The sequence below is a fragment of the Psychrobacillus sp. FSL K6-1415 genome (assembly GCF_038003185.1).
GTDB classification, from domain to species: domain Bacteria; phylum Bacillota; class Bacilli; order Bacillales_A; family Planococcaceae; genus Psychrobacillus; species Psychrobacillus psychrodurans.
This window is the reverse complement of sequence record NZ_JBBOOQ010000001.1, coordinates 1132225-1151850: the sequence shown is the minus strand read 5'-3', so window position 1 is coordinate 1151850 and position 19626 is coordinate 1132225. Positions and strand designations below refer to the sequence as shown.

General features: G+C 36.8%; 16 protein-coding genes. 4 read left to right on the top strand and 12 right to left on the bottom strand.

The genetic code is table 11. The features are described 5' to 3' along the window. Positions 1 to 57 precede the first annotated feature (57 nt). The gene (locus MKY60_RS05305; RefSeq protein WP_090563238.1) at positions 58 to 378 is read right to left on the bottom strand and encodes a metal-sulfur cluster assembly factor; all 321 of its coding nucleotides are present in this window, start codon (positions 376 to 378) and stop codon (positions 58 to 60) included. Between the two features lie 241 nt (positions 379 to 619). Continuing rightward, complete coding sequence (locus MKY60_RS05300; RefSeq protein ID WP_340928989.1) at positions 620 to 1378, bottom strand: prolyl oligopeptidase family serine peptidase; 759 nt, start codon at positions 1376 to 1378, stop codon at positions 620 to 622. A 131-nt stretch (positions 1379 to 1509) separates the two neighbouring features. On the opposite strand from MKY60_RS05300, the gene MKY60_RS05295 reads away from it, so the two are divergent. From MKY60_RS05295 to MKY60_RS05285, 3 genes are all read left to right on the top strand, one after another. Then, a complete protein-coding gene (locus MKY60_RS05295; RefSeq protein ID WP_340928988.1) occupies positions 1510 to 2322 on the top strand; it encodes a Cof-type HAD-IIB family hydrolase in 813 nt (270 codons plus the stop codon). 22 nt (positions 2323 to 2344) lie between these two features. Continuing rightward, complete coding sequence (locus MKY60_RS05290; protein WP_340928987.1) at positions 2345 to 3196, top strand: DegV family protein; 852 nt, start codon at positions 2345 to 2347, stop codon at positions 3194 to 3196. A gap of 151 nt (positions 3197 to 3347) precedes the next feature. Further along, positions 3348 to 3857 carry a DUF3231 family protein gene (locus MKY60_RS05285; protein ID WP_093494268.1) on the top strand — a complete coding sequence of 170 codons (510 nt, stop codon included), beginning with the start codon at positions 3348 to 3350 and terminating at the stop codon, positions 3855 to 3857. Between the two features lie 302 nt (positions 3858 to 4159). Here MKY60_RS05285 and MKY60_RS05280 read toward each other — a convergent pair whose 3' ends face one another. Further along, positions 4160 to 4894: a YqcI/YcgG family protein gene (locus MKY60_RS05280; protein ID WP_241596303.1), complete on the bottom strand. Its 735-nt coding sequence runs from the start codon at positions 4892 to 4894 to the stop codon at positions 4160 to 4162. A gap of 168 nt (positions 4895 to 5062) precedes the next feature. Between MKY60_RS05280 and MKY60_RS05275 the strand changes: the two genes are divergently transcribed. Further along, positions 5063 to 5917, top strand: coding sequence for a dimethylarginine dimethylaminohydrolase family protein (locus MKY60_RS05275; protein ID WP_093494564.1), 855 nt, complete (start codon positions 5063 to 5065; stop codon positions 5915 to 5917). A 138-nt stretch (positions 5918 to 6055) separates the two neighbouring features. On the opposite strand, the gene MKY60_RS05270 is transcribed toward MKY60_RS05275, so the two are convergent. The 9 genes from MKY60_RS05270 to MKY60_RS05230 all read right to left on the bottom strand — a co-directional run bounded on the left by MKY60_RS05270 (position 6056) and on the right by MKY60_RS05230 (position 19580). Then, a complete protein-coding gene (locus MKY60_RS05270) occupies positions 6056 to 7498 on the bottom strand; it encodes an alpha-amylase family glycosyl hydrolase (protein ID WP_340928985.1) in 1443 nt (480 codons plus the stop codon). Positions 7499 to 7845: 347 nt separating this feature from the next. After that, positions 7846 to 8007 (bottom strand): hypothetical protein, encoded by a 162-nt coding sequence (locus tag MKY60_RS05265; protein ID WP_241596309.1) that lies wholly within the window; start codon positions 8005 to 8007, stop codon positions 7846 to 7848. A gap of 90 nt (positions 8008 to 8097) precedes the next feature. Continuing rightward, positions 8098 to 8460 carry a YisL family protein gene (locus MKY60_RS05260; RefSeq protein ID WP_241596312.1) on the bottom strand — a complete coding sequence of 121 codons (363 nt, stop codon included), beginning with the start codon at positions 8458 to 8460 and terminating at the stop codon, positions 8098 to 8100. Positions 8461 to 8515: 55 nt separating this feature from the next. Further along, positions 8516 to 9412, bottom strand: a complete 897-nt coding sequence (locus tag MKY60_RS05255) for a fumarylacetoacetate hydrolase family protein (RefSeq protein WP_093494264.1) — start codon at positions 9410 to 9412, stop codon at positions 8516 to 8518. 45 nt (positions 9413 to 9457) lie between these two features. Continuing rightward, positions 9458 to 10654: a DUF418 domain-containing protein gene (locus MKY60_RS05250; RefSeq protein WP_340928981.1), complete on the bottom strand. Its 1197-nt coding sequence runs from the start codon at positions 10652 to 10654 to the stop codon at positions 9458 to 9460. An 11-nt stretch (positions 10655 to 10665) separates the two neighbouring features. Beyond that, positions 10666 to 14379, bottom strand: coding sequence for a helicase-exonuclease AddAB subunit AddA (gene addA, locus MKY60_RS05245; RefSeq protein ID WP_340928980.1), 3714 nt, complete (start codon positions 14377 to 14379; stop codon positions 10666 to 10668). Next, complete coding sequence (gene addB / locus MKY60_RS05240) at positions 14366 to 17860, bottom strand: helicase-exonuclease AddAB subunit AddB (RefSeq protein WP_340928978.1); 3495 nt, start codon at positions 17858 to 17860, stop codon at positions 14366 to 14368. Before addB ends, addA begins: the two co-directional genes overlap by 14 nt. A gap of 534 nt (positions 17861 to 18394) precedes the next feature. After that, positions 18395 to 18946: a signal peptidase I gene (lepB, locus tag MKY60_RS05235; RefSeq protein ID WP_340928976.1), complete on the bottom strand. Its 552-nt coding sequence runs from the start codon at positions 18944 to 18946 to the stop codon at positions 18395 to 18397. After that, on the bottom strand, positions 18939 to 19580 hold the full coding sequence (locus MKY60_RS05230) for a TVP38/TMEM64 family protein (protein ID WP_093494260.1): 642 nt from the start codon (positions 19578 to 19580) through the stop codon (positions 18939 to 18941). The genes lepB and MKY60_RS05230 overlap by 8 nt, the downstream gene beginning before the upstream one ends. Positions 19581 to 19626 lie beyond the last annotated feature (46 nt).

Here is a 19626-nt window from a genome sequence, read left to right as displayed (position 1 = left end):
CCATATTAAAAGTCGAATCTTGGATGATTCGACTTTTAATATATACTGTATATTTTATTACCTTACCCCAAGAGCTATTTTAGCGTAGCGGGACATATTGTCTTTTGACCATGGTGGGTTGAAGACAATATTTACATCTGTATCTTTTACTTCAGGTAGTTCACCAAGAGCAGTTTTTACTTGATCGACAATCTGTGGACCCATTGGGCATCCGATGGATGTTAATGTCATTGTAACTTTTGCAATATCTTCATCTGCTAATTGTACATCATATACTAAACCTAAATTGACAATATCAATACCTAGTTCAGGGTCGATAACATTCTCAAGAGCGGCCATCATACTATCCTTCATATCTTGCTCTGTATCTTGACTCATTTTGAAAACCTCCTCTATTCTATTCCGGTTTAACAGGCGGAAATACTACCACCTCAACTTTTCAAAAGAAAATCAGAGGAAATGGTGATAATAAACAGCCTGTAATTCGCCGATTGGTTCGGACCAACAAGATGTTGGTCACTCAGGAATTGCCTGAGTTCTTTTTTCCATTAATGGGGATGAAAAAATTCCCAATAATAGAAGTTTCACTTTATATCTTAATCATATCAAACTCGTCAGTTTATGCCAAACTGTTTGCAAGCCACTGCATAGAAGTTAGCATTCCTTTTCGTGATACTGCATGTCCTGCGGATTTTTCATTCATTAGGACTATATTCTGTTTATCATATTGTTTTCTGAGAGCGGCAATGAATTGGGAAGTTGGTTCATATGGTACAACAGGATCCTTTTCTCCATGCCAGAAAAATAGTGGTGTTTCAATAAGGTTATCCGAATGAATTGATGCATCAAAATTCGATAAGGTGTCGAACATATTCTTCTTCTCTTCTGCATTTAATGGTACTTTGAATCCTTTTTGCTCTACCGATGCAATTTGCGCTTTGGCAAGTTCTACATAACCAGGTGTTCCCATCATAATAGCAGCAGCATCAATCCAAGGATATGCCGTTAAACAACCTAAAGTAGTAATCCCACCCATAGAAGTTCCACCGATACCAATTTTTTGTCCGTTGAAATAGCCACGCTTTTCTAATTCATGCTTAATATGTCCAACTTCTTCAATGGAAGTTAAAACAATTTCCCAAAAACGTAAGCTGATTTCTACATCATCTAATTTCTCGTCTCGTTCTCCATGCAAATGTGCATCTGGTAGAATGACACGACAACCTTGTTGAACAAGCTGATATGCATAATGTAGGTTATGCTCTTTTCCACTTTCAAATCCGTGTAAAAAGATGACAATTGAAGCATCTTTTTTTGTATCTTCTTTATAAATATGTAATAAAGGAATGTTTCCCCATGCCTCGGTTGTTACTATCATTTATATCCCACCTTTCTTCTATTATTATTCTACCAAAGTAATCTAGAGAGTACAAAGAGGCTGATTTTACATTTTGACGTTATTCGTTGAAAACGATACACTTTAACATAAGATAGAAGGGAGTTTTTTTAATGAAACAGCATTTAATCGTGTTAGATTTAGATGGAACTTTATTGACCGATGAAAAAGTAATTTCAGCAAAAACTAAAAACATACTTCAACAGGCAAAAAATGAGGGACATGAAGTTATGATTGCCACTGGTAGACCATATAGATCCAGTGAAATGTATTATAAAGAACTTGGTTTAAGTACACCAATTGTTAACTTTAATGGTGCATTTGTTCATCATCCTAGAAATTCTTCGTGGAAAACTTTACATACTCCGATTGATTTAAAAGTTGTAAAGCAAGTAGTAGAGGCTGTAGAAAGTTATTCCATCAAAAATATGCTAGCTGAGGTACTTGATGATGTGTATTTACATTATCACGATGAAAAAATACTTTCTGCATTTTCATTAGGAAATCCACAGGTTACAACTGGAGACTTAAAGTCTCTTTTGAAAACTGACCCTACAAGTTTACTAATCCATGCCGAAGAAGATTCAGTTGATTTAGTTCGTCAGCATTTAAGAGATGTACATGCGGAAGTAATTGACCATCGTCGTTGGGGTGCCCCATGGGATGTCATTGAGATTGTAAAGCATGGTTTAAATAAAGCCGTTGGATTATCACATGTATCCGAGTATTTGAATATTCCACAAGAACGTATTATTGCATTTGGTGATGAAGATAATGATTTAGAAATGATTGAGTATGCTGGTGTTGGGGTAGCAATGGGAAATGCTATAAGGCCCCTTAAAACTATCGCCAACGAAGTTACTTTATCAAATAACGAAGATGGTATTGCAGAATTATTAATAGAAAGATTAAACTTAACTAAATAATAGAGATACAGGAGGATGGGAAATGAGAATATTTGCTGATAGCGCTACAGATTTACCAAGAGAATTTTTTGAAGATAACAACGTTCTATTAGCTCCACTTAGAGTTCATATTGATGAAGATGAGTATGAAGACATTATTGGTATTGATTCATCTGAAGTTTACGCAGCAATACGGGCAGGAAAGCATCCAAAAACTTCACAAGTTTCACCAGAATTATTTTTACGACTATTTGAGGATCTTGCTAAATCTGGAGAAGAAGGATTATATATAGCCTTTTCGTCGGCTCTATCCGGAACCTATAGTACGGCTATGATGATGCGCGAACAATTATTAGAATCGTACCCAGATCTGAAACTAACGATCATCGATTCACAATGTGCATCACTCGGATATGGTTTAGTATTAAAAGAAGCAGTTAAATTACGTGATGCAGGAATGGACAATGCTCAAATTATTGAAAAAGTACGTTTCCATGCAGAGCATATGGAGCATTTATTCACCGTAGAAGATTTAGATTACCTAGCACGCGGTGGGAGAGTTTCTAAAGCAAGTGCATTTGTTGGTGGATTACTTAATATTAAACCACTTCTTCATGTGGAGGACGGCAAGCTAGTCCCTCTAGAAAAAATTCGCGGACGCAAAAAAGTTTTGAAGCGAATGATTGATATGATGGACGAACGTGGTGATACGATTAGTGAACAGTCAATCGCCCTTTGCCATAGTGATGATGAACCTACAGCACTAGATTTAAAACAAATGATCGAGGATAGATTTCATCCGAAGAGTATTGAAATACATTCCATTGGTTCAACTGTAGGAGCACATGTCGGTCCCGGAACAATGGGTTTATTCTTTTTAAATAAATTATCATAAGAAATGCGAAAGCGCATATGTTTATTTATAAATTGAGGTCTATATTATATGTAGATCCTCTTTTTTTATTGAATGAATACTTTCTCATAAGCTCCACATACTACCATTTACATGGATAATTTCTGTGAAAATGAAAGCAAGGAGTGAAATAATGGGTATCTTAAGTGGAAATCCTAAGGAAGAACCTCTGCATTATGGTGAAGTATTTGCTATTTGGACAAATTTAATAATGAATAACGGGCTAATTGCTGCATACCAGACCTTTTATAATCATGCTGGTGATGACGAGTTGAAAGGGTTAATTGAAGAGTGCGTTAAATCTATGGAAGAAGAAAATAAACAAATTGAGAAAATACTTAAGGTAAATGCTGTTGGATTACCACCCGCCCCTCCTGCTCGACCAGATGCTCGTCTTGAAGATATTCCGGTTGGAGCACGATTTAATGATCCAGAAATTGGCGCAGCATTGGCTAAAGATTCAGCAGCTGGTTTAGTAGCTTGTAGTAAAGTCATGGGTGAAAGTATACGTGAAGATATCGCTATGCTCTATGGCCAGTTCCATACTGCTAAAGTACAGATTGGTGCCAAAATACTTCGCTTAAACAAAAGTAAGGGCTGGTTAGTACCACCTCCTCTTCATCATTTCCCTGGTAAAGGATAGGAATATATGTATTGCTCGTTAGCTAAAAATTAGTTTGAGTTCCGAGTAATAATTCCAGTAGTGCTTTACTGCATAATTTACAAGAAATATATAAAGGCGGGTAATGATTTTTATCACGACCCGCCACTCTATTTTCAATAATCTTGGGTTGTCTAGTAGGACAATTCCGATTACCATCTGTTGCTCCCATTCATCAGCGTTTATGACAGAATGGTATTATCTATAATACTAACTTAAGCTTCATACCTCTATCCTCTTGTTTTTTTCCACAAATATTGCTATATGAAAGCATAGAATAGTTTTTAAACTTGTGATTTATGGTGGAATGGACATTTGCCTTGAATCGGTACAATATCATCACCAATAAAGGATTGCTTCCATTCGTTATGCGTTGGGTCGCCGAAATGGCCGATATCTGGATGCTTAGGTAGCTGATCCCATGCTTCTACACGTTTACGAACTTTTTCACGTGACATAATACCACCTTTTTCAGTACCTTCTAATCCTTCAAATATTTTCCGTGGTTGAAATCCAAGAACCATCGCATTTCCTAGATGACGTGTCTTTCGCTTCTTATATGCTGGAGCATTTCCAAATACAAAAATCGGCTCTCCATTGAATCGGAAATCCCACAAATAGTGATCAGGGTCACGAGGACTGTCTTCTGGCCATTCTACTTCATCAACTTCATGTAAGTATTGAAGGATATCCCAAAATTGCTTTCGGTAATCTTCGATAGAACCTTCTGACTCAAAAGGTTCTACAAATACAAAAAGACCGTGTCTCTTGTAGTTTGGTAATTTAAATAAATCTAGAAATCCTTCTACCGCAGAAGGTAAATTACTCCAGTCGTCTTGATTGATAAAAGCGTAACGGAGTTCACCTTTCAACTCACCATTCATTCCAAAAAAACATGGAAACGTTTTATCCGTTACCGTGTTATGAAAAGTTTCGTATTCTTTATAGAGCCAACTCGGTAAGTCTTTTCTATTATGAAAATCTTCTTTTGTCAATAAAGCTTGTTCCTTTGTAATCATACAATCTCCTCCACTATCTATATCTACATATTCTATACCTAGCCTTTACCCCATGTTAAATTTTCTGAAACAACATTGTTCAAATGAAAATAAATTTCACAAATAGGTTATGAAATGAAAAATCAAGGGAATAGAAAAGGAATGAACCAAGAAAGTGGAGGTAGCCTAATGGTAAAAATATTCAAAGATCAATCTCAAATACAATGTCAAAGTGAATATGGTGAACTTCAAAAAGTCATCCTATGTGAACCTCAGTACATGGAAATTAAAGAAGTGATTAATGACGTTCAGAAAAAATATATAAATAGCAGTATTGATCGTTCACTTGCGATTTCACAGCATCAGATATTTGAACAAACTTTACGAAATGCGGGTGTGGAAGTGATTAAACTACCACCAAGTAAAGATCATCCAGAACAAGTCTTTACTAGAGATATTGGTTTTACTTTAGGTAATTGCTTGTTTATTTCCGAAATGGCAAATCCGATTCGCCAAGGTGAAGAAAAGGTATTAGCAGAGTGGATGAATGAACATGATATTTCTTATAAAAAACTCTCCACACATTCCATCGAAGGTGGCGATGTAATCGTTGACGGCCACCGTGTATTTGTTGGAATTAGCCATCGGACAAGTAAGAAAGCCATTCAAGATTTACAAGAAGAATTACCAGACTTTGAAATTTTCCCTATTCCTTTTAACCCAAAATATTTACATCTTGACTGTGTGTTCAATATCCTCTCTTCCAAGGATGCCTTGATTTACCCTGATGCAATCGACCCGGAAATCGTCGACAATTTGTCCAGTATGTATAATTTAATCGAGGTGAGTGAAAGTGAGCAGTTCTCAATGGGGACGAATGTATTGTCTATCGGGAATAATCGAGTACTTAGTTTACCATTAAATTCTGACGTCAATCATCAGCTTAGAAAGCACGGATATCAAGTAATTGAGGTTGATTTCTCGGAAATCATTAAATCAGGCGGATCATTCCGATGCTGTTCAATGCCAATTGTACGTCAATAACAAAGGATAACATTTTAATTCGGGAAGAATCCGCCCGAAGCAGAAATCATAGCGCTGCTAGTTCACGGAACATTTTTCTTTCTGCTTAATCTAAAAAAACTGTCCACCTTATTTTGTGTGGGGGACAGTTTTTTGCATTTATTTATTCTCTTCATCCATTCTTCTTTGCTTTCCTTTTTTCCAAACTATAATGAGAAATAACATAAACAATAAGTAAGCGATGATCATTGCTGCGATGTAGGCGCTATTTAGACCTTTATCTTCTTTAACTTGATACACTTCGGCTATTTCTCTATCCAGTACTAAACGATAGGAACCATCATCGGAAGCACGTACTGTATCCAACTCAAATAACCCACGTAGTTCTTTATTTTCGCCTATTTCCTCACTCGAAATGTCAATTCTTTTTGTCTCACTAGTGTTATTGATGACAACGATAAATGTTTCTTCATCAGAATATCGTTTGTACACAGCATACCCATCTTTATTTTCTAACAGTTCCATTTTACCTGTTCGCATCGTTTCTGATTTTGTACGAATGGATGCCATGTCTTTTAAATATTCAATTAGCTCTTCATCTACACGGAAATTCATGATTTGATGGCTATCTTGTGCATTTTGACCATTCATCGCTATTTCCGTTCCGTATGTCATATAAGGTACACCTGGTAAGGTAAGAATAGTTCCGATTGCCATTTTAATACGAGTAGGTGGGAACATATTCTCCAAGGCACTATGATACGTAATTCTTTCAGCCAACAAATGATCCACCATTAATAGATTATTTTCATTAGCTAAAGAAATAGATTCTGAAGGTCGATCTGTATTTTTGAAAGTATCCCGGAAACCTAGCATTAGCTTTTCCGAATACGTTAAGTCAAAATCAGCTTCTGACTCCTCGAGAGCAATGACATACATTGGATCGCGAATTTCTTTTACTGCCGCAATTAAATCATTTATAAATGGAGTTGGTGCACCATCTAGCTCAGACAATTTAAATCCATCAATTTTATAGGTTGCTGCAAAATTTACAATTGTCTCAGTAAGAGCCTGTTGTACTTCAGGATTAGTCAAGTCAAGATGCAGTTGACCATTTTCTTTTGATAGTATCCAATTACTTTTCTTGTTATCAGTAGCCCAAGTATGGTTCTCACTATAATTATTTAGAGGAAATTCAACCATAATCTTTAAATCTTGTTCGTGCGACTTGTCTAATAGCTCGTTAAATTCTTCTGGTGTCCCGAATTGTTTTTCTAATTCATCGAAATTTAAAATTCGCTTTCCATCATAAGATTCTGTTGCAAAAACTGGACCTATGGAGATAGTAGTGAATCCCATATCTTTAATGTGAGCCATTTTTTCCATAACACCAAGAAAATCTCCACCAGCGAATGCATTTGGATCTTTGGGATTGACCTTATAATCGTTTGTTCCTAATTTATTGAAGTAACGATCTACATATAGATCGTAAATACTTTCGTTATGTATAGAGTTATTCGTTTCTGCATTACTCTCTTGAGATGTAGTTAAGTATAGGCTACTCATCAGCAATCCAGTTATAATCCATTTTGTTAACTTCAAGGTAAATCCTCCTTTGACGCATATACATATTATTTTATCAAAGCAATGTTTTAATCGCTATCGTTTCGCAATTAAAGCAATAAATATCTATAATATTTAGTCCAAACTGTGACAGGTTTCAAAGTAATCATAAAATCTACTATTTAGGCGATTACTTGCTTTAGGCGAGATTAAAATTGCCCTTAAACGTTTACGGATAGCCCATAAATCATAAATAGAAGCTTATAAAATTCGATATAGCCCTTAAATTCTCCACTTTAGCCCAAAAGTGTAACGAAATAGCCCATAACATCGAACATATAGCTCAATAACATCAATATTCTCTTGCCATAACAAAAAACCACCGATCATTTCGGTGGCTTTTGTGTTTTATGGAATTCTTGAAGGATATGTGATTGGAGTTCAATTTGAGAATCTGGTTTATTTTTTTGTAGATTGCCAATGACAAATGATGCGCCTACAAATGCAATCATAAGTACAATGAGTAATATTAGCAATGTTATTCCCACTTGCCACTCCTCCTCTCTTCTTACCTATCAAAATAGCATAATATTAATAAATTGAAAAGAAGCTTCCACTAAGTGAAAGCTTCCCAAAACTTAAGCTAAGAAGTTGATACCCATTGGTAATTTGAAACCAAGGAAAAGAGCAATAAAGAAGAAAACAAACATTAACACTAAGAAAGTTGTAAATGGTTTTCCTTTTGCCTTTTTCACTAAAGTCATTTCCATCATACCAATTACTAATATGCCTGCTAGGAATTTTAATCCGTAAAGCATTCCTTCACCGAAGTCCATACCTTTGATGAACAAAGCAACTCCAGTAATGATAATTAGGATGTAGAACAAACGTAAAATCATGTGAACTACTTTCGGTTTTGCAATCGCTAATGCTACAAAAAATAGGATTAGTGCGACTACCCAAGTGGTAATGTGTAAATGTGTTGATGCTAAGAAATCCATTTTTTCCACCTCAATTATACTTGTAGTTTACTACTATCCTATTTAGTGTACCATGTTACTCGAATTTGTTCACTAATGTACCTATTCCTTCAATAGAAATTTTGACTATATCTCCTGACTTTAGGAAGCGTGGTGGATTAAACCCTTTCCCTACACCTGCAGGAGTTCCTGTTAATATAACATCTCCTGGTTCTAGGATAACCGACTTTGAAATTTCAGCAATAATTCGTTCAACCGAAAATACCATGTCAGAAGTTTTTCCGTTTTGACGAATTTCATCATTTACTTTAGTGACAACTGCAAGTTCCTGTGGATTTGGTAACTCATCCTTTGTTACTAAGTATGGTCCCATAGGGCAAGACCCTTCAAGACTTTTGCCTAAGAAGTATTGCTGATGCTTCGTTTGTAGGTCACGCGCAGTTAAATCATTGGCAATTGTGTATCCAAAAATATAATCATAAGCTAACTTTTCCGGAATATTTTTTCCTTGTTTACCAATTACGATTGCTAGCTCTCCTTCGTAATCGTAGGAGTTTGTTACATCTGCATGTAGTGAAAGAGTTTGTTCATCAGCTGCAATGGAAGTTGGAGACTTCGTAAAGACAACAAAACTACTTGCAACGCCACCCATTTCTTTCGCATGATCAGCATAGTTTTTACCTACAGCCATAATATTTTTGGGAGTACGCGGAATTGGTGACAGCCATTCGATTTCAGCGAAAGAGCGTTTAAACTCATTTGGATTCTCTGCCTTCAATGCTGCTTCTACTAATTTACGAATTTGTTCGACAAAATCCATCCCTAAATGAACACCTTCTACGATTGTAGTAGGAAATTGGGGTAATACTTGGAGCGTCTCTTGAATTTGTAAAACATCCCATACTGCCTCTTCTTTTTTGACTTTAGGTCCGAAGTAAATTTTGTCATGTAAACGGTAGGATAACAGTTTCATCTTTTGGACACTCCTTTAATAGTTTTGAATCTATCTATTAGTCTATTACAAATTAGTTTCTTTTTCACCTATTTTAGATAAACTATTCGAATAAGTCAGTTTTCTCCACAATAACTCTACTGGACCTTGCTTAAATTTCATAAACCAAAATTCTGCAAACACTATTTGTAACGCGAAAATGCCAACTGCCATCCATGTACCAGTACTTATATCGATTTTTCCGTATAACCCGAATCCGTAGGAATAAAAAATAGTCGTTGCAATAATCGATTGCATTAAATATATTGTCATGGACATCCTACCAGCCTTCGAAATTGGAGATAGTATTTTTGCACCGATTGGAATTGAACAAACCATGGCAATTACGCCTGCGTATGCAATTGCTTGTAGTGGTCCTCCAAAAGTATCTTGAACGCTCATAGTGAACAAGTTCGCTTCTGTTAAGTAAGGAAGCCATTTGATAGCTGTACCTGCTATTAAAGTTACTAACACCGTAATAATCCAAAACAACTTTAACTCTCTTGCCCTCTCAATAAGCTTCCACTTTGCTGCTGCTGCACCTAATAGAAGAAATGGAACGATTGTAAACAGCATGCTTATGATGATTAGACCATTTCCACTCATATATAACCAATCAGCTAATCGTTGAGAGAAAATATCACCCCATGATCCTTGGCCGTATGCAACAATAGATGCTTCAATTTCCTGTATTCCAGTATAAATAACCATGGCATCTGGCTCTATTAGAGAGCCCAAGTAGACTAAACCATTTAATAAACCATTTGGTATTAAGAATAAGAAAATACTTATGAGAAGCAACCAAATTGGCTTTAATCTAATGATGAGTATTAAAACAAATCCCGCTAATGCATAGGTTATCAAGATGTCTCCTGCCCATATAAGAAATGCATGAATACATCCAATTATTAGTAAAACAGACAATCGCCGTACTGCAAATTTGGAAAATGGACTACCATTTGCTTCAGACTTCATATACTGCATTGCCAAACCATATCCAAATAACATGGAGAATAATGGATACACACTTCCTTGTACGAAAATGTCAATCATTTTAAATGTCTCATAATCACTTGGGTTTTGATACCAAGTATATGGATTTATATAAATATATGGAGTATGAAAAAATAGCATATTCACGACAAATATCCCTAGTAAAGCGAACCCTCTCATTACATCTATCGAGATGATGCGCTCATTTACTCCTGTTGGTTTGATTAGCAAGCTTTTTCCCCCTAAAATGACACTGTTCTATTTATGTCAAACAAGTATAATACTTTCTCTTTAATCTCTACTTGTAAAATTGCTTCAATTGCCTGTGTATAAAGTGACAATTGAAGTTGATAACGTTTTTGCATTTCTTGCTGTAATAACGACTCGTTACTAACTAAATGTTTAACTTTATCCGTTTTATAATCCAATAAAACCCAACGTCCATCATCCTCTAAAAATAAGCAATCGACGACTCCTTGAATAATTTGTTTGTCGCCATCATTATCCTCGAGTGCATACGTAAAAGGAAATTCTCTCATAACTTCTTTTGCATTTCGTAAACGTTTTGCTATTTCTGAGCTGAAGAAAGGTACCATTTTGTTTGGATTAATCGCAGCTTGTTCAGCTTTCGTTAAAATTTCCCTTTCAGCCAGTCTTTCTGCAAATAGCAGAACCTGCTCCTCATTTTTTTCTTCGTGAAGATCAACGTTTTGCATAAAAGCATGTACCGCAGTACCTGCTTCTGCCCCTGTCAATTTTGCTTCTTGCTGAAGGAAAAATGGACGCTTCGCAATCTTTTTCAGACTAGTAGGACTAGACATTTGAAAATAGTCATCATCTGATTGGTCCATAAGTTGCTGTATTCTTTTCATCTCACTTACCGTTTGCTTTGATCGTTTAAGAGTAGTTATTTCATGCACGTATGGTGTATCAAAACGTTCCTGAATCTTCTTTAAATATATATTTTGTGTTGGATCAATCAACTGGTCCAATTTAACAGCCTCTTTTTCTTCCTCTTGTACAATATGCTTTAAATCATTTACACATTTAGCGACAATTCTCCAATTCGATTCACTATCCACTATATTCGCTTCATTTACATCCGATAACTGGCGGAAATTTGTATGTCTTGATAAGGCTGGACCAATCCAATCTAAATATCCTTTTGCTTTTGCACGCATATAGTCCGGCAGCATTTCATCACTTAATACGTTTTGGGCATCTTGCCATTTTGCCAATGTTTTTGCTAAATCTTTTATAGATCCAATGAGGTATAAATGCTCTTTTGCACGCGTCATGGCCACATATAAAACCCGCATTTCCTCCGCCTTCAACTCCATCTGCTTTTTTTCTTTCATAGATAAAAATGGCAATGAAGTAAATGAAATACGCTTTTCCGGATCAATTGCTTTAACAGCAAGACCAAACGATTGGTCAAACAAGTAGGACTCATTAAAATCCATTTGGTTAAAAGGTCTACCCATTCCAGCTAAAAAAACAACTGGAAATTCTAGCCCTTTGGATGAGTGGATAGTCATTAAACGAACAACATTCTCCTTTTCACCAATTGCTCGTGCAGCACCTAAATCATCCCCTCTTTTACGCATACGATCGATAAAACGTAAAAAACGGAACAGTCCTCGGAAGGAAGTTTTCTCATAATCGATTGCACGGTCATGAAGAATACGAAGGTTTGCTTGTCTTTGTTTACCATTTGGCATAGCACCTACTATTTCGTAGTAATGTGTATCCAAGTATATTTGCCATATTAAATCCGCAAGTGAACCTCTTCTACTTAAATCGCGCCAATCCTCATATTGAAGTAAGAACCTTTGTAGTTTCTCAGCAGTATCTGCAGACAGTCCCGGCCCTCCGGTAGATACAAAAGTTTTTAATGCATCGTAGAAAGGCTCTTTTGGAGCAGATAAACGGATAAGTGCGAGCTCTGACTCTGTAAGTCCTACAAATGGCGACCTGAGAACGGATGCAAGTGATATATCCTGATAGGGATTATCTATTGCACGAAGCGTATGAAGCATTATAAGAACTTCAATTGCTTCAAAATATCCCTTCGAAAGTTCGGCGTACAAAGGAATACCAGCTTCTTTAAATTGCTCTGTAACCTCTCCTGACCAAGTCATCGAGCGCATCAATATAACGATGTCACTGTACTCGACGGGACGATGAGCTTTTTTCCATGGATCATAGACAGTTTGTTTAGAGTGAATCATCTCGTTTATTTTTGAAATAATATAACGTGCTTCGGCTTGCGATTTTTTTAACTCTTCTTCAGCAATTGCTTCTATCGTTTCTTCCTCTTCCTCTAACGGTTCTGCACTGCCATCTTCTACTTCATATAATAGAGCAAGCTCAACAGGCGTTTCAGTTTCTTCATAGGGTGCTCCTGGCTTTAACGATGCTGCTTCATCATACACAATTTCTCCTACTGATTCACCCATAATTTGACTGAAAATATAGTTGGTTGCATGCAACACTTCCTTTCTACTGCGGAAGTTAGCATTTAAATCTATTTTGATGCCTGAATTAATCGGAAGATCATTGAATGCAAGATATTTCCCTAAAAATAGCATTGGTTCTGCTAAACGGAATCGATAGATGGACTGCTTCACGTCGCCTACCATGAACATATTCCCTGTATTTTCATCGCCACTTTTCACAAACTGTAAAATGGTCTCTTGTAGTAGATTAGTATCCTGATATTCATCTACAAGTACTTCTTTAAAACGGGACTTATATTCCTTCGCAATTTCTGATGGTATAAGTTCACCATTTTCATCCTGCTCGGATAGAATGTCTAGTGCATAATGCTCCAAATCTGAAAAGTCGACTAACCCCTTTTCATTTTTAGCTGCAGTATACCTTTCTCCATAAACTATAGTCAGTTCTACTAGTTTTTGTAGCTGAGGTGCCATTAAACGCATTTCCTCCAAGAGCCGTTCTGGAGTTCGTGTAAAATAATTATCCTTTAAGTCATTAACAATTTTCTTCACTTTAGTCCGTTTGTCTGTCGCTTGATTTTTCATTCCTTCATCACAGGAATCTTTTTTTATGGCTGCTGCTCTTCCCCATTTAATGCCTTGGAAGTAATGAAAAACACTTTGCCACGAGCTATTCTTCATCAAATCTACTGCCTCTTGAATCATTTGCTGATCGATCATAGCAGTTTCTGCAAGTGGTGCTGGCCCATTTGGTTCATTTGCAAGTCTACGAATCTCCTCGGTTACAGCGATCGCTTCTTCTAAATGATGGATGATTGCAAGCTTCAACTGCCCCATAAACGATAGTTCGTCTATAGTCATATCTACTGGCAGATCATAAGCTTCTGGAATTGCCAACAACCATTTTTGGGGCTCTGGATGAACGCGCGAATAGGAATATAGTTTTTCAATCATCACTTCAATTGATTGATCGTCACGATCGGAGGTGAAACTATCAGACAATCGGTACATCGCCTCCGGATTGTCAACATGATAAGCTTCTTCTAATACTTCTGCTAACATATCGTCACGCATGATTGCTGCTTCTGTTTCATTTGCAATACGGAAACCTGGGTCTATCGTTAGCATATATGCATATTGCCGTACAATGTTTAAACAAAATGAATGCAGTGTAGAAATTTGTGCTTTATTTATCAAACTTAGTTGTTTTCGTAAATGATTTGATGTTGGATCGTTTGCTATAGCCTTTTCTAACGCCTCTGCCATTCGGTGACGCATTTCTGCAGCGGAAGCATTGGTAAATGTAACGACTAATAACTCGTCAACATTGATAGGTTGTTCTTTCGCAATAACCTTTTGAATGAGTCGGTCGATGAGGACAGCTGTTTTTCCAGATCCTGCAGCTGCGGAAACGAGCACATCTGAACCCGTAGCCCAAATTGCCTTCCATTGTGCAGCTGTCCATGTTAGCTCTGCTGGCATATTAGGAATGTTCATTTGAACCCATCTCCTCTCGTATTTTTTCTGCTACTATTTCTGGTTGCTCCACTTTCAATACACGTACTTGTTGAGCTGGATCTCCGGGGTCGAATTGGCAAACACTACGATAAGAGCAATAGTTACAAGGCATTTTATCTTTTATTCGGTAAGGTAGAACGCGAGTATCCCCAGCATTCATGCCATTTCCTGCTTGCTCATGCTTTTTACGAACAAAGGATTGTAGCAATCTCATTTGCTCTGGCTCAACTACCTTGGAGGATGATTTCGACAAGTTTCCATCTTTGTTCATACGTACAGGAATCACTTTCGAAAATCCTGAAATCTGGTCGTCCATTTCCATAATTACTTCTGGATCATCGAGTAGTAGACCATTCATTTTGTATGATTTATAAATCGCATCCTCTAATTCTGCATCTTCCATTTCTTTTTGGGACTGAATAAATGGATTATGCATATGCACATATAATACTCCTGCTGGATCAGCATCCTCATGTAGCCATATATCGGCATTTTCAACAGCAACATCTAAATAAGTTAACATTTGAAGAGAAATACCATGATAAACCTCGTTCAAATCAATTCCTTTTTTAGATGATTTATAATCGACAATCCGTACAAACATATTGCCGTTAATGTTAGCTGCATCCACTCGGTCGATTCGACCACGCAATTGCATTTTACGATTACGCTTCAGTGGAATTTCCAAGGCAGGCAGCGCCTCACCAGGACCGAAACCAGCTTCAATAGCAATTGGAACAAAGCTGGATCCTTTAGAATGCTGGCTTAAGGCAATCAATGTATTGGCAACGATTTGCTCCAATTTCCGTTGGATATATCGATATCGATTTGTACTTAATAATAATTGGTGTACAAAAACTGGCACAATATAATCGACTGCTTGTCTAGCAAGTTGGTAGCATTGTGGGCGAGTTAACTGAGACCACTGTAAATCTAAACGCTTCGTTTCATCAGCAATCCATTTTAACGCCGCATGGAATAAGTCTCCCATTTGTGGTGCTTCTAATCTATATTCTGCACGTTCTTCTAGCTTCAGGCCATAAGATGCGTAGTGTGCAAACGGGCAGCTATAATATTTTTCTACACGAGATACACTGGAAATAATCGTTTCCCCATATAGAGCTTCAGTCATCTCTTCATTTAATTTCTCTGTTTTATTGCCATGTATTAAGGGCTTTGTAATTCTTTTTACTAGCTTCGACCAATAAGGATCCATTAAATAATACTGATAAACCGAATGCCACACTTCTGGTAATTCCCCTGTTTCTAGAGCACTTCGAAGCTGCGTAATAACATAAGGCAAAGTAGGTCGTGGGTGACTAATAGAAGTCAGATCTAATTTATCTGTTAGCATATCGCTCGGATCGACTACAGCTACTTCAACAGGCAAATCACTTACCATTTGATGTAGCTTTTTAATATACATGGAAGGTAATAGTGCTTTCCCTTCGTTGTCTGCCATTGGATAAGATACGTATAAGAAATGTGAAGCTGTTACAAATGCTTTATAGATTAAATAATTTTCATCCATCAAGCGCACTTTCGACGTTGGTGCAAGTTCAAATCCAATTTGCATGAACCATTCACGCTCTGTATCAGTTAGTATCCCTTCATGATCCATCCGCTTTGGATAAGCTCCATCATTAACCCCTAGTACAAATGCCGCTTTTATATTCGTTAGACGAATGATATCAACATTACCAACAATCACTTGATCAATAGTAGGTGGAATGCTAGAAAAATCAAGCTGATCATATCCCTCATCTAAAATTTTGGCTACTTCTTCCAAGGACATTTCCTTCTCGCCAAACATCAATACAAATTGGTCGATTACATTTACCCACTCATTCCATACTTGCTCATGTTCGGAAGCGAGGAGTAATTGGCCGTTTTCTTCTTCAGTTTGCTTCAAGCTTTGCAGTTTTTCATATACATTTAGTGCTTCTATAAATGTATAGATAGCTATTGCATAATCTTTCCCTGTTTTACTTTGTTTCAACTGATCGGAAAGGTCTTTGATTGGTTCAACGATCAAATCTCTTATTGTATGGATATCTGCTTGGATACTTTTTTCTTCATCGGTTTGCACTTTGGAATAAAATTCTAAACCACGATATTTTTTATAAACCCAACGTCTTTCATCCCACCATCTATCACCATAGATTCCAAATGCCAGTACAAAATTTTCTAAACGATCCGCACGCTCTCTCCACGTTTTTTTAGGGGCATCTAACGGAAAAAACAAATCCGTCTTCACTGCGCGAAACACTGGTTCATACTTCCAGTCTGTTCGAATTATTTCTAAAATGGTCCGGCTAAGTTCGATTAGTGGATGATGTAACATCGGTTTCTTTTTACTAATGAAAACTGGAATATCGTACTGTGGGAAAATAGTCTCGATCAACCCTTCATACGTATCTGCATCTCTATGCAAGATAGCCATTTCGTTATAACGAACACTTTTTTGTTGCATCAATTCTCGTATTTGCCTTGCTACTGCATGCATTTCTGCACGACGATTGGCAGCTTCTGTTATTCGAATATTCCCTTCTGATTTTGTTTGCAAGGGAGGAAGCTGATCCAGATTTTCCTCAATATGAGCAATTTCTTTTGACATAAAGCGTTTCTGTTCATGCAGATGTACTGCTTTTTCGATTTCAACTTGTTCGGTTTGTGCTATTTCTAATAACCTAGCACATGTATTTGCTGGTTGATAGAATAGCGATTGTTCATCTACAGCATCCTGCAATGATTCAATTGGAAGAGCAATTGTAATACGCTTTACCTGTTTCATTAATTCCGCGATAATCTCTAATTCTCTTGTTGTGAATGAAGTGAAACCATCGATGTATATATCTGTTTTTGCAAGTAGTGTAGAGTCTTTTATTTTGGTTGCTAGTAATGTTAAGTAACCTTCACCGTCAATATAGCTAACTCCTAGTTTTTGTTCCATCTTTTCAAGCATCAGCATTATATCGGAGGATTTATCTATAAGCGTTTTTGGGGCATTAACATTTTCTAAATTGTTTAGGGCATTTGCCATGGTAGAGTAATCCATGCAGTATCTACTAAACTCTTTAAGTAATACTTCGATTTGATCGGTGAATCCTCTTTTTGTTGCTGCTCGCTTAAATAGCGTAAATTCGTCTTTGTGATTTTCAAGCAGACTCCGAATAAGCATACGGTAACCAAAGCCACTTATTTCTTCTTTGGCAATTCCACCTGTTTCTTGAAGAACACGCCACGCTAATCGTTTAAATGTCGTTACCTGTGCTCTAATTAGTCCTGGAAGTCCCGATTCTGCTGCAAGGTCATACTCACTGGAAAATGACATTTGGTCGGGAACTATGTAGAATATCGGGTCTCCTATAGGAGCTCTTTGTAGTTCTGTGATTATTTCTTGGTGGATAAAGGTTGTTTTTCCATAGCCTGATCGGCCACTAACTATTCGTAGCGACAATATTTTCAATCTCCTTTCGGAAGAAATTTTCTTTTGGTTATATGTAAAATAATTATAGGTTGTGATTTTGTTTCAGGTTGACGCATTCCGCGGGCGTTGCCTCAGTCTCCTCGCTGGAAAACATATGCTCCTGCGGTTACTCGGCGCAAAGACATTGCCCAAACAAAGTTTGGCCAATGTCTTCGCTGCGGGATCTTCACCTAACGAAGTTACTCCATTCAATTAGAGAGTAGTTATAAACTATAAGATTGAGCAGAATAAATTTTATAATAACGATAATTGAAAAGGTTAAATAGAGAGAGACATCAAAACCTAAACTTTCACATGTTACTTGCGATGTCATGTTGATTACTTGCGTTCCTAAGGATTTTACTTGCTTTACTATATTAATTACTTGCGCTTACTGTCTGTTTACTTGCTCTCGATGCTAATTTACTTGCGGAACGGGAAATTTATTCAAAATTTGATATAGTAATAAAAAAAACCGAATAATCTCCTATCTCTATTGTACAAAACATACTACAGAGAGGGAAATTATTCGGTAGTGAATTGAGTCGTTGACTGCGAAATCGGCCAGTAACGTGCTTGCACCTCACCAACAATTTTTTCAATATCTACAAAGTGAAAATATCGACTATCCATGCTAGAAATACGATTATCTCCTAAAACAAACAATTTATCAGGTGGAACCCGGTTACTTCCGGTCATTTCCTCTAATTCAAAATTTCCTGTGAAGTTATCATTTGGATTTTCATATGCACTATAAGATTCTAGAAAAGGCTCTTCTACTTTTTTATTGTTAATAAACAACTCATCGTTCTCATAGCTAATCTTATCACCTGGTAGACCAATGACACGCTTTACATAATCTTCACCCTGATCTCCATGGAAAATCACAATATCCATATGCTCGATTTTGGAAAGTTTTGTCACAATCACTTTATCTTTATTATGCAATGTTGGCATCATCGACTGACCCACTACCTCATAATTTGTCACAATGAACATTCTGACGAACATCACGATTAAGATACCTATTACTAATGCCATTAACCATTCCAGCATTTCTTTTTTTACATTATTCAAGACTTTCTCCTCTTTTGTTTTTTCTTTCGCCGCTGATTAAACGAAAATCAGCTTCTACTTTTTTATTTATTCTTTTTTCAATTGCTTTACCAACAAACCATAGAATAGCAATTAGCAAAATGACAATAGCTGTTCTAATAGGTTGAGTGATCAATGCCTTAATGTCTGAACCAATAAAACTGACAACAAAAATCATAATGAGTTTACCTAATGCCAGCGTCCAGAAATACGTATTTTTTTTCATATCTGAAAGTCCCGCAACAATATTGACTAAAGCAGAAGGTGTGAACGGGAAGCAAACGAGTAAAAAGAGTGGTCCAAATCCATTTCTCTCTACCCATTTTATAAGTTTTTGAATTCTCACATGCCTCGTTATAAAACCTAGGACACGAGCTCGTCCATATTTTCGAATCACTAAGAATACTGCATAGGAACCGGCAACCGATCCTATCCAGGATATAAGAAAACCAATCAGTAGACCATATGCATTGACGTTAGCAACTATAAAAACGACTAATGGTAAAAATGGGAGAAAGGCCTCCAAAAACGGCAAGAGGATACCAATTAGTGGTCCTAGTGCTCGATAATCATGTGTTAAATCTGTTAATGTCTCTATTGAAAACCAGTCCGGCATTTGGCTCTCCTCCAAATATGTATATTTATACTATTCCCAATATTAC

Excerpts from the sequence above, each read along its gene's own strand:
- MKY60_RS05295 (WP_340928988.1), top strand. The coding sequence starts at position 1,510 with ATGAAACAGCATTTAATCGTGTTAGATTTAGATGGAACTTTATTGACC.
- MKY60_RS05230 (WP_093494260.1), bottom strand. The coding sequence starts at position 19,580 with ATGCCGGACTGGTTTTCAATAGAGACATTAACAGATTTAACACATGAT.
- MKY60_RS05285 (WP_093494268.1), top strand. The coding sequence starts at position 3,348 with ATGGGTATCTTAAGTGGAAATCCTAAGGAAGAACCTCTGCATTATGGT.
- MKY60_RS05290 (WP_340928987.1), top strand. The coding sequence starts at position 2,345 with ATGAGAATATTTGCTGATAGCGCTACAGATTTACCAAGAGAATTTTTT.
- MKY60_RS05300 (WP_340928989.1), bottom strand. The coding sequence starts at position 1,378 with ATGATAGTAACAACCGAGGCATGGGGAAACATTCCTTTATTACATATT.
- MKY60_RS05255 (WP_093494264.1), bottom strand. The coding sequence starts at position 9,412 with ATGAAACTGTTATCCTACCGTTTACATGACAAAATTTACTTCGGACCT.
- MKY60_RS05260 (WP_241596312.1), bottom strand. The coding sequence starts at position 8,460 with ATGGATTTCTTAGCATCAACACATTTACACATTACCACTTGGGTAGTC.
- addA (WP_340928980.1), bottom strand. The coding sequence starts at position 14,379 with ATGAACATTCCTAATATGCCAGCAGAGCTAACATGGACAGCTGCACAA.
- MKY60_RS05305 (WP_090563238.1), bottom strand. The coding sequence starts at position 378 with ATGAGTCAAGATACAGAGCAAGATATGAAGGATAGTATGATGGCCGCT.
- MKY60_RS05275 (WP_093494564.1), top strand. The coding sequence starts at position 5,063 with ATGGTAAAAATATTCAAAGATCAATCTCAAATACAATGTCAAAGTGAA.
- MKY60_RS05280 (WP_241596303.1), bottom strand. The coding sequence starts at position 4,894 with ATGATTACAAAGGAACAAGCTTTATTGACAAAAGAAGATTTTCATAAT.